At 61.0% G+C, this 10,154-nt stretch carries 15 protein-coding genes; 2 read left to right on the top strand and 13 right to left on the bottom strand.

The features are described 5' to 3' along the window. Positions 1–5: 5 nt before the first annotated feature. Genes MUU55_RS11280 through MUU55_RS11270 form a run of 3 tightly spaced genes read right to left on the bottom strand, consistent with a single transcriptional unit; the run spans position 6 to position 3,059 of the window. Positions 6–596 carry a DUF2163 domain-containing protein gene (locus tag MUU55_RS11280; protein WP_244760824.1) on the bottom strand — a complete coding sequence of 197 codons (591 nt, stop codon included), beginning with the start codon at positions 594–596 and terminating at the stop codon, positions 6–8. Continuing rightward, positions 593–1,246: a hypothetical protein gene (locus tag MUU55_RS11275; RefSeq protein WP_244760823.1), complete on the bottom strand. Its 654-nt coding sequence runs from the start codon at positions 1,244–1,246 to the stop codon at positions 593–595. The genes MUU55_RS11280 and MUU55_RS11275 overlap by 4 nt, the downstream gene beginning before the upstream one ends. Then, complete coding sequence (locus MUU55_RS11270) at positions 1,239–3,059, bottom strand: hypothetical protein (protein ID WP_244760822.1); 1,821 nt, start codon at positions 3,057–3,059, stop codon at positions 1,239–1,241. The genes MUU55_RS11275 and MUU55_RS11270 overlap by 8 nt, the downstream gene beginning before the upstream one ends. Positions 3,060–3,116: 57 nt before the next feature. Here MUU55_RS11270 and MUU55_RS11265 point away from each other — a divergent pair, with 57 nt between their 5' ends. Both MUU55_RS11265 and MUU55_RS11260 read left to right on the top strand, forming a co-directional pair. Next, positions 3,117–3,434 (top strand): hypothetical protein, encoded by a 318-nt coding sequence (locus MUU55_RS11265; protein WP_244760821.1) that lies wholly within the window; start codon positions 3,117–3,119, stop codon positions 3,432–3,434. 168 nt (positions 3,435–3,602) lie between these two features. Further along, the gene (locus MUU55_RS11260; RefSeq protein ID WP_244760820.1) at positions 3,603–4,424 is read left to right on the top strand and encodes a calcium-binding protein; all 822 of its coding nucleotides are present in this window, start codon (positions 3,603–3,605) and stop codon (positions 4,422–4,424) included. On the opposite strand, the gene MUU55_RS11255 is transcribed toward MUU55_RS11260, so the two are convergent. The 10 genes from MUU55_RS11255 to MUU55_RS11210 all read right to left on the bottom strand — a co-directional run bounded on the left by MUU55_RS11255 (position 4,414) and on the right by MUU55_RS11210 (position 10,142). Next, positions 4,414–4,665: a hypothetical protein gene (locus MUU55_RS11255; protein WP_244760819.1), complete on the bottom strand. Its 252-nt coding sequence runs from the start codon at positions 4,663–4,665 to the stop codon at positions 4,414–4,416. The two genes, MUU55_RS11260 and MUU55_RS11255, sit on opposite strands and share 11 nt — an antisense overlap. 98 nt (positions 4,666–4,763) lie before the next feature. Then, positions 4,764–5,228, bottom strand: coding sequence for a hypothetical protein (locus MUU55_RS11250; protein WP_244760818.1), 465 nt, complete (start codon positions 5,226–5,228; stop codon positions 4,764–4,766). Between the two features lie 8 nt (positions 5,229–5,236). After that, positions 5,237–5,701, bottom strand: a complete 465-nt coding sequence (locus MUU55_RS11245) for a hypothetical protein (RefSeq protein ID WP_244760817.1) — start codon at positions 5,699–5,701, stop codon at positions 5,237–5,239. 13 nt (positions 5,702–5,714) lie between these two features. Beyond that, complete coding sequence (locus MUU55_RS11240) at positions 5,715–6,179, bottom strand: phage tail terminator-like protein (protein WP_244760816.1); 465 nt, start codon at positions 6,177–6,179, stop codon at positions 5,715–5,717. A gap of 200 nt (positions 6,180–6,379) precedes the next feature. Then, positions 6,380–6,889, bottom strand: coding sequence for a hypothetical protein (locus MUU55_RS11235; protein ID WP_244760815.1), 510 nt, complete (start codon positions 6,887–6,889; stop codon positions 6,380–6,382). Further along, positions 6,889–7,929: a phage minor head protein gene (locus MUU55_RS11230; RefSeq protein ID WP_244760814.1), complete on the bottom strand. Its 1,041-nt coding sequence runs from the start codon at positions 7,927–7,929 to the stop codon at positions 6,889–6,891. Before MUU55_RS11230 ends, MUU55_RS11235 begins: the two co-directional genes overlap by 1 nt. Next, positions 7,929–8,285 carry a hypothetical protein gene (locus tag MUU55_RS11225; protein ID WP_244760813.1) on the bottom strand — a complete coding sequence of 119 codons (357 nt, stop codon included), beginning with the start codon at positions 8,283–8,285 and terminating at the stop codon, positions 7,929–7,931. The genes MUU55_RS11230 and MUU55_RS11225 overlap by 1 nt, the downstream gene beginning before the upstream one ends. After that, entirely contained in the window at positions 8,285–8,779 is a 495-nt protein-coding gene (locus MUU55_RS11220; protein ID WP_244760812.1) for a DnaT-like ssDNA-binding protein, read from the bottom strand. Before MUU55_RS11220 ends, MUU55_RS11225 begins: the two co-directional genes overlap by 1 nt. A 47-nt stretch (positions 8,780–8,826) precedes the next feature. Continuing rightward, positions 8,827–9,192: a hypothetical protein gene (locus MUU55_RS11215; RefSeq protein ID WP_244760811.1), complete on the bottom strand. Its 366-nt coding sequence runs from the start codon at positions 9,190–9,192 to the stop codon at positions 8,827–8,829. Between the two features lie 11 nt (positions 9,193–9,203). Continuing rightward, positions 9,204–10,142 (bottom strand): DUF2184 domain-containing protein, encoded by a 939-nt coding sequence (locus MUU55_RS11210; protein ID WP_244760810.1) that lies wholly within the window; start codon positions 10,140–10,142, stop codon positions 9,204–9,206. Positions 10,143–10,154 lie beyond the last annotated feature (12 nt).

Raw genomic sequence — 10,154 nt, 5'->3', positions numbered from 1 at the left:
GAGCGTTACCTTGGCACCTGTCCCCATTCCTCGGGGATTGATGTGTTCGTGGCGACGTATTCGAGACCCGTATCGTCCGGGTCGTTATCGAACTTCTGCTCGGCAAGGCTCCGCTTCACACCGGTGGAACCGCGCGCCGAGCGGCCGGGCGGCTGAAGATCGATGGAGAGCGTCAGCGAGCGTTCGGCGCCGTTGACCGCGCCCTCGTTAAAGCGCACCTGGTCAATCTCGTAGATCGACGACGCGAGGATGCCGACGACCTCGCTCGTCTCCGGCACGCCCGCAAGGTGGGCGATGATCACCGGCGCGTTCTGGTAGTTGTAGCTTTCGATCTGCGAGATAGCGTCTTCCGGGTTCTCGACGGGGATGTTGGAGAACACGATGGTGCGTGTGGTAACAGCAACGCCGACGGCGCTCGTCATGCTGCCCATATCGAGGAACCGGTTCGGCAGGTAGACCAAACCGTTGTGCGTGTAGGGCCGGCCGCCGCGGTGGTAGCCGACGGACTTGCCGGGAAGATCAAAGCGGATCAGGTCGAGGCGGACAAGGCGGCCGGCATCGATCAGAGCCTCGACTGCGGGGTCAAGCGCGCTCATGAGAAAAATACCTCCGTTGCGGAGAACGAGGCTTCGCGGTTCCCGAGCGACTTCGGCGCCTCCACGCTGCCCGGATCGATCATCATGACAGCGGACGGCTTTTCGAGGTGGACGCTGGCGGAGGTGGTAAAGTTCTGGGTGTCGAGCCCGAACATGATCTCCAGCGTCGCAACGCCGCCAGAGGTGGCGGTCGCATTCTCGACGACGAGGTGAAGCGACCGGACCAGTAGGCTCATGCGAAATTCGATATAGTCGCCGGCCGAGAACTTGAACGATGCTGGAAGGCCCGAGATCTGGACGTTTCGGCTGTCGATGATTTCGTCAAGCACCGCCTGCCCCGTGAACGCACCGCCCCCAGCCTTCGTGCCGGAGAGCGGCGAGCCGGTGTTCATCGCGATCGGTCGCGGCCGCCATGGATCGTATGCCAGGAACGGCGCACCGCGAGCGTCGGCCTTCATGGCGAAGGCGTCGAAAAGACCGGAATGCACCGGAAGCAACGAACCTGTCGAATAGGACGCCACCCAATATGGCGTCATGCTCGCCACCATTTCCGTGCGGCGCCCCTCCATCATGCTCACATCGGCCGGGCTGACCGGGCGAAGACTGACCTGAGCCCATGGGATGGCAGGGAGGAGGATCGGATTAGCCATAGGCGTTATCACCGTTCGTGTAAGCTTCTTGGCGGTTCTTATTGTTTTGCTTCACGATTTCGACCGTGTTGCGCGCGGTGTTCTGCATGATGCGAGACTCGATATCCGCCGACATCCTCACCTCGATGACCGTTCGGCCCTCGCCAGCGGAGTTGGAGGTGGCAGATGATTTCGTGTGGTCGATGACTGTCTCGTCGGGATGCAGGAGGGCCATGAACCCGCCCTTCCCGTCCATGCCGCCGGAGCGCGAACGCTTGCCGGTGTAGCCGCCGCCGTCAAAGGAGGTGACGCGCATCCCGGCCCAAGGGTCGGCTGACGCTCCACCGCCACCGAAGAGGCTGAAGAGCCCACCCAGGAACCCGCCGCCGCCGGACGTGCCGCTGTTCATGTTCACGATGGCATCGACAAGATCGTCCTGGATCTTATCGATCACCTTGTCGAGAACGCCCATGGCGATGTCGCCGAACTCCTCCCAGGTGATCTTGCCGTCATCGAGGGCGTTGCGGAGATCGCCGAAGATGCCGTGCAAGACATCCTTCTGGAACTCCATCGCCTCGGAGGCCTGGCGGGTTTCCTCTTCGACACGGGCCATGGTTTCGGCCAGCGTGGTCAATTGCTCGCGCTGCGGTCCCGAGAGATCAATCCCCTTCTGCTGCGCGTCGTTGAACAGATCGGTGGTATAGAGCAGCTTGGCGGCCGCTTCATCGGTCAGGCCGATCGCGGTCTTCTCTGCCTCCAGGCTGGTGATGCGGCGGTTCGCAGCGGCGACGATGTCATCGTAAAGCTGCGTCTGGGTCTTGCCCCCTTTCCTGCCCTTGCGGCCTTTGCGGCCGAATTCGCCCGGTAGCCCGTCAAGCTCTATAAGAGGGCGCCGATCGGGTGTCGGGATTTCCACGCTTGGATCCGGGATGTTCGGGTTCTCGTACCCCAGTGGGGCGTTAAGCCCTCGAATGCTGGAAAGGGTTTGCGCAACGCTCATCTGTTTCACGAGCGTTTCCACATTGCCGGCTGCTGTCAATGCAGCGTTCCCAAAGCTATAGAGTGAGCTAGAGAAGGCATCGATCGCTGGTATTCCAGAGGACTTTGCGGCATCGGCAAGAGCCGTTTGTAGATTTTTAAGTTCGTCGGTGGGATCACTGTTGCTTTCAACAGCCTCTTGCAGCGCCTGAAACGCTCTCTCGAGCTCACCGATGTTCTCTTGCTCCTCACCGGCGAGCCTCAGTTTGGAGGTAAGATCGTCGAACCCAACGATCAGATCAGGAAGCGCGTCGCGCGCTGATCGAAACTGCTCATCGGCGAACACCTGTTGAGCAGCGGCATCCTCGGCAGCGGTTTTAGCGCGATCCAACGTGTCAATATAGGCCTGAAGCGCGGGCGCCGCCTCACCCCAGCGATCGGCGACCTGGCGGATCAGTTCCTCTTGCTCTTTCAATATCTGGTTCGCATCGCCGCCATCCTCGTAAGAGGCGAAGTATGCGAGAACCGCGCCGGCGGCGGCACCCGCGACAATGCCGATGGGCCCGAACCCGAGTGCAAGGTCGGGCAACTGGATCGCAATGGCCTGCAACACATTCCCTGTCGCGCTCGCCTGTTGCGCGACCTGAGATAGTTGCATTGCCATCATGCGAGAGTTCTGGCTCGCAAAAGCCGACTGCTTACCGACTTGCTCGGCGGCCTTGCCGACGTCGCTGAGAGATTTGGCCGTCCGCCGCTCGGTCTTTTCCGCAGCCGTTGCCAGCCTATCCAATGCCTGCTCTCCGGTCACGAGACCACGGCTATCGGCGGCGAGCACAAGCGTAGCGAAATCGGTCATGGCTTTACCTTTGGTGGAATCGCGCAGTATCGTCGCGGCAACTTGGAGGGTTACGGCATGGATGGTTGGCTAAAGGGACTGATCGCGACGGCGTGCGTGGTCGTTATCGCTGGCGGCGGATATTTTGCTTTCTCGGAGTACCGGAGATCCCAGGAACAGGAAGCAGCCAAGGCAGCCGCTGATCGTCGGGCCCTTATCGTTGCCTGTAAGCAAATGATAATGGACCTCTCAAAGAACGAAACGAAAGACTACAAAGGCGGTTACATCGCGACTTGCATCAACGACGGCTACGTGACCGAACAGGAATTCAAAGATGCTGGCGCTGGTGGCTACGTAGATACTGTCCGAAGCCTGATAAGACCTGCCGCCGAATAGGATAAGGCGCTCTTCGGTGCGCCTTATCTGATCATGCTCCCGCGACTGAAGCAGCCCTCGACTGTTTTCCCCTTGAGCAGAACATAACGCCGCGTCATGATATCAATCGGAGATTAGGAAGGACACCCGACATATCTAAGTGTCGCAATCCTTCCAGAGGAGGATTCTATGGGTATAGTTCTCAAGGTAGGCCGCGACACAGCTTTTGATATGAGCAGCTTTGGTCCTTTTTCGGGGGAATTTGGATCTGCTGATATTGTGACCTTCACTTCAACAAAGGTTGTTGGATATGCGTACGGTACGAAGGTGACGATCGCGGGCAGCGGGTTCAAGGCCAATGGTGATGGGTACATTGTGGGTGGAACGATCAAGAGCGTAACCGAGACCTACGGTGGTGAACTTCAGCTTTCACTTAGCGGCCTGTCGCTCTCAGTCACGAAACTCGTTGAGGTTCTTCAGACCGTCCCTACTTGGGACGAACGAAACCTCATCAAGCAAGTTATGGCCGGAAATGACAAGGTATACGGCAGCGCAGAGAATGACATCCTGGTAGGGCACGGTGGCAACGATCTGCTCGTTAGCCGCGAGGGCGCGGATACGATCTACGGCAACGCTGGAAACGATAGGCTGTCTGGCGGGGCTGGCGCAGACAGGCTGTTCGGTGGGTCTGGTGCGGATATGTTTGTTTTCGAAAAGGCCAAGTACTCTACTGGGTCATCGGATGGCCGCGACACCATCAAGGACTTCAACCGCACACAAGGCGACAAAATCGATTTGGCTGGCATCGACGCGAACACCAAGATCGCCGGGAACCAGGCGTTCAAATTCATCGGTGAGAACGACTTCCACAAGAAGGCCGGCGAGTTGCGCTATGAGCAGAAGTCGAACGGGACCTACATCTACGGCGACATCAACGGCGATGGGAAAGTGGACCTCTCCATCAAGGTCGGCGCTGTGGTTGACTTCGTGAAGGGCGACTTCATCCTGTAGACGCTCGCTCGACAGGCGGGATGCAGAAGGGGTCCTTCCCCGCATTGAACTCCCGCAGGTAGGCGCTGCACATTCTGCGGATCAGGCGGTATTCCCATGGCTCCAGCGCCAGGCCGCATGCGTTGGCGAATGCCGCCAGCTCCTGCCAGTCAGGGATCGTCAGGCCCATGCCGGTGTTCCTGATCGGCCCGAGCTGCTGGAGCGCTTCGAGCAGATAGTCGCCGCCGACGATCTCGACCAATGGAAGCGGCCGCCCGGCGTCGATAAAGCGTTGCGCGCGCGTCTTGCTCTCGTTCTTGACCGTGGATGCCAGCCAGCCCAGTTGCTCAGCGGCAAGGACTAGCTGGCGTTCCCTTCCCCCAGGATCGCGGCCCGGTCCGTTGCAAAGGTCCGAACCTGCTCGGCGAACGAAAGCTGCGCCCGGTTGCCGTTGACGATCTGAAGGTTCAGGAACCATTCGACGTCAGCCGGCGCAGTCGCTGCCTTGCTGCCGCGGTTCACGTTCTCGAACCCGACGATCAGCGGGGCGATCTCCTTCACGATCTGGTCGTGCACATTGGAGATGGTGACGGGCTCGCCGGACGGGCGCTCCTGCTTCATGCGGGCGCGCTGGCTTTCGAGGATGGCGCTCTGGCCCGTTTCGCCCTCGATGCCGAGAACGAGCACGCGGCAGGGCTTTGCCTCGTCGGGATTGCCCTTTGCGTCCACACCATCATAGAGCAGCTTACCCGTGCCGGGGTGCTTGAGGTGGAGCGCACGCGGCGTCTCGGATGCTTTCCGGCTATCGAACTGACCGAAGTCCATGGATCACCTCAGGGCGCGTCAGCGACGACGCTGTCGCTGTTGGCACGGATGGAGAAGGTGAAGCCGGCATAGCTCGTCGTGGAACGCTCGTTGCGCTGCCAGTTGTAGACGATGCCGGTGATGTACTCGACCTCACCCGAGGCGTCGGGCTCGACGATCTTGAAGCTATAGAGCTTGTGTTCGCCCTCGACCGCAGCGGCCTTCACCGCCGTCTGGCCGGCGTCGCCCTTGATCTCACGCAGTGCGATCGCGGTCTCGGAACCGGTCTTGGCGCCCTTGGCCGCCATAACCCAGCCACTCTCGAGGTCGGGGATGTCGATCACGGCATTCGTGCCGCCAACCGGGCCAATCGACACGACACCGTTGATCTTGATCGGCGAGGTGGTGAACAGCGTTTCATAGGCGGCCTCGGTGAACGCCGTCGGCGCCCCGGCCTTCATGTAGATGATGTGGCCGATGTCGGAAGTAGACATGCCTTGATCCTTTCTATGGTGCGATTTCCGGCCCGAACGCCGAGTAGTTGATGGTGACAGGGAAATTCAGTTGGTCTGCGCTTTGCACAGGAGGCGCCAACCAAGGCTCGTCAATCACGGTGATGCGAACGCCGGACACGAGGAAGAATCGGTTGTTGAAGTGGTCGATGACGGCGCCCGCCACGTCGAGCGGCTTCACCTGCCCCTTGTTCGCGGGCCACATCACCGAGACCTGGAGAACGCCAAGTTTCTGTTGCGGACCAACATCAATGGTTACCCGGTTCGTCTTTGCCGGCATGAACCATGCCGCCAGATATGGCTTAGGGTCGCCTTTTCGGTAGTCCGCTCCATTGCCGTCGTATACCGGCGGCGTGAACGACACCCCAGGCATGGCGATATCCAAGGCCGGGGTGAGATCGATTGCCTCAAGGTGTTCGAGCAACGCCGCCAGAATGATTGCGTCGATGGACGTCGCCATATATCAATCCTTCATGCCAAAGCCGCCGCTGACGAATGATGAGGTCTATGAACGCCTGCACGTGGCGTTGCTTGCGCTCGGCACTGACAGGGCGGAGACAGAGCTTGGTGACACAACGCTCAAGACCGCCCGTCGCGCGATGGCGACCCTTCAGGCGGGGTTTCTCGCCGCATCAGACAGAGCCGAGAAGCGCAACAACGCTATAATTGAGCCTTCGAGGGGGAACGAGCCTTAGCCTCAGCCACGGATTCGGCAACAACTGCTTTCCATTGCGCAGCGGCCCGACGAACCCAGCCGACCGGTGGCTGGTTGTACGAACGCCCCATGCTGTCTGTTCCGACGAAGCCGTATTCCAGCCTCCTCGCATATTCCATCGTGTATGCTGCAAGAATGCGGTCTCCGGCCGCTGCGTTGGCAATCGCCACTTGCATATAGGCTTGGGTATATGGCCCCATGCCGTCCTCCTCCCTTCGGGTGGCCGGCGGCGGGCTCTGGTTGACCAGAACCACCATGGATGCTCGCAGGAAGCCATCTTGGTAAGGCACGGTCGTTTGCGCGATGGTGATCATTTTCTGGGTGGACAGGCGAAACACAGCGGTCATGCGCTTTTTCGTCTGCAGAACCCACTCGTCGACATCGCTTGCGAACCGCGCCTGTCCTTGGGACGCCCGGCCGGATCGGGTGAAAATGCCCGTTGTCGGCCCGGCCATCAGTCAATATCCGCAAGGAAGTCGATCTTGGTTTCCATCCAACAGCGACAGTTGATGATTTCGGAAGCGCCTCCGTTGGGATCGCCGGGGTATTGCAGCTCGGCACCCGAGATGGCTCGAAAGGGTTCCCGAAAGGCGACGGCCTTGTTGTTCAGATGCAGGTGGCTGTCGCGCGTGCGCTTGTCGATAAACGCGTGCCAGACCTTCGTGATTATGGTTTCGCTCACCCGCCCTTCCGCTATCGCCTGCCGCATTGCTGCCAGCTGGCCCTTGTTGAAGGCCGTCATCGTCTCGGTGCGGGCTATCGTCTCGCCTCGGAGCAATAGGAGCCGGTCTGCGTAGCGACCCGCCATCCTATCAATCGTGGCTTGGTCGACTGGCTTTCCGGCCTTGATCGCGGATCGGATCGTGGCATCGAACCGTTTGTCGCGCCGGGTCATCTCGAAGACCTTCCGCATCTCGGACGGATCTCCGGAAGATAGACGCCTCCGAAACGCTTCCACATGCTCAGCTTGTCGCGAAGAGAGGCCGATGATCCCGCCTTCCCTACGACCCGTCACCGCACTTTGACGACCCACGATATCCAACGCGGTTCGGCGCGGCGCCCGCCCCATTTGGATGCCATTGGCGAGTGTATTTCTGATCGCATCGATTTGATCCGGCACGAGATCGCCAGTGATCAGCCTCGAACTATAGAGCCTCAGGTCCTGCGCCGCGGTCGGATGCTCAATGTCGAAGCGGAACAGCGCGGTCGATCCGTTGCTCTCAGTGACGCGGGGAACGCGCTTTGCTGCCTCATCGCCGCCGGCTTCGAACACAGCTTCTGTTGCTTTCTTCAACGGGCGGTAGGCCGACGCCTCGATACCCATGGCACGGATGGCGCCTTCGATGTCACGCTCCTCCAGCCGAGTGACGATTTCCGCCAGCCGGACGCCAGCTTTAAGGTTGTCGATGCTCTCTTCGAATGCCTTCCGAAGCTCCGGCTCTAATTCGTCGAGAAGCCCCCGGATATGGTTGCGTTGCGACGGTCGCTTCGCCATCAGGCCCTGCCCTGCACTTCGTAATAGACGACCAGCCCAGCCGGGTTGATCTGCTTGACGTTCTCGATGGCGAAGGTTTGCCCGCCAGCGTTGATCGTGTCTGCCCGATCGAGCGTGATGCTGAGGCCATGCGTCGCGATGTAGATCAGCTTGTCGGTGCGCAGGATCAGCGTGCCATCTACGGCGCGATCCTCGTATTCCATCACGACGAGCTGGCACGGATAATCCGTCGGCGTCAGCACCGGGTCATATGCTGGGCCAGACTGCGCGACGCGCGTCACCGTGCCCTGTTGCCCGAACTTCTTGATGAGCCGATCGGCTGTTGCCTGTAGGCGGGCGTAGAGAGCATCAGGCATCAGACCACCGCGATAGCCGGCAGCACCGGCACGAGGAACGGCCACAGCAGCCCCTCGATCGTCGTGACGACGGGCGTGGCCATGGCGATCATGTCGGCAATACTCGTCGACGAGGAAGCGGCGTACTCGACCTCAAGCTGACCGACCTTCTCCCGCTTCACCGCGGCGTTGCCTGTAACCACAGGCGACAGACTGCCGGGGTTGGTAAGTTCGAGGAATGCCGCCTCGTATGAGGCGTTGACGATGGCGACCGGCACAACGTCAGCCGGGATCGCCTCGCCGTAATAAGTGGTGGCGCCGGTGCGCGGCCACGCCCGCTCTTGGGCAAACCCGCCGGTGCGGCGCCCGCTGAACCGTGGCTCATACCGATCGATCACCAGAGAGCCGCGCTGCATCGCCGCGTCTTTCTGGGCATCGGTCGTGCCATCAGGGAAGACATAGCCGGCCGCGGTCGCGTAGGTCGTGAAATCCGCTCTCGTACCGTATCCGGCCATGTCTTTCTCCTTGGTGATCGCCCGGCAGTTGCCTGCCGGGTAAGTTGTCAGGGCTGGGTTGCCAGTTCTTCGAGAGCGGCGATGATCTCGTCCTTCTTCGCCGGGATCTTGTCGCCGAGGAGCTTCGCGGCCGCCGACTTGAAGGTCATGAACTGGACCGCCGGGTCATTGGCCATCGCAAGGACCTCCTGTGCCGTCTTGGGCTGGTCGGAGCCCTCGGGCGCCACCTTGGCGGTCCGCTCTCCTTCGACCGTGAGGTGGCCAGCGTCCACCCACGCCTTGACGACGGGATGGTCCTCAACGGTTTCCCAGTCTGCCTGGTCGACCTCAAGCGAAGCGCCGGCCTCGATGACGGGACCGCCCGGAATGCCGAAGCCGCCGGGACGGGTATTCTTGATCGTGAGCTTGCTCATGAGCGTTCTCCTTAAATCCCGTCGAGGTAGCGAGCGGCACCCGGCCGGCGCCATTCAACGCCGCCGAAGCGGAAGATGCCCGGCACTTCGTATTTGAGAAGGCGCTGTTCCGCCTGCAGCCAGCGGAGCGGCATCGGAATGTGCACCTTCACGACATCGGGCGTGCGGCGGTAAGCGACCATGCGCTGGGTGTTGCCAGCGCCGGCCGTCTCCAGGCCGAAGACGGCGCGGATCTTGAGCGGCTGACCGGTGCGGATGGTGTAGATGTTGACGCGCTGGATGTGCTCCAGAATCGTCGTCGTCTGCGTCGCGTCGAGGCGGCGGGTCGCGATGTAGGCATAGCGATCCTGGCTCAGCAGGAGCGTGTCGGCCTGCTCGATGCCGTTGGATGCCGTGAAGACGACACCGAGCACGTCGTTGACGTCCTTGACGATCTCGTCGACGGTCTTCGTGGGCCACGTCGCCGTGCCGCCTGCACCGTTGGGCGCGGTGAGCGCAGTAACGGAGGTCGAGTTCAGCAGGCCGGCGAGGCCGAGCTTCGAGCGACCGAGGAAGCACAGATTGTCGACGAACTGCTCGTACTTGCGGCGAGCAGCATCGGCACGGGTACCGTCAAGGCGAATGCCGTACGCCTGAGCGTGGGCAAGCTCCTGGAGATTGTAGCGGTAGCCGATGCCGGCCATGTAGACGCGGCTGTCGCCCTTATCGAGCTTGAAGTCGACGAACGGGATGTCGTCGCCATCCGGCGCGAATTCGCGGGCCTGGCCGACGTCATCGCCCATCGAGAAGAAGTCGATGTGCGTCGTCCAGTCTGGCGCCGTGTTGTCGACCGGCACCAGCTCGCGGTACTGGAAGTCCGGGTATTCGCGGGCGTAGATGCCCGGCTCGATGTAGTTCTGCGCGGTGCGCAGGAAGTTCAGCGCCAGAGCGGGCGCGTCGGTCGTGAACATGCTCGTTCTCCT

The organism is Shinella curvata (assembly GCF_022899935.1).
GTDB lineage: Bacteria > Pseudomonadota > Alphaproteobacteria > Rhizobiales > Rhizobiaceae > Shinella > Shinella curvata.
This window is presented reverse-complemented; position numbering and strand designations above follow the sequence as displayed.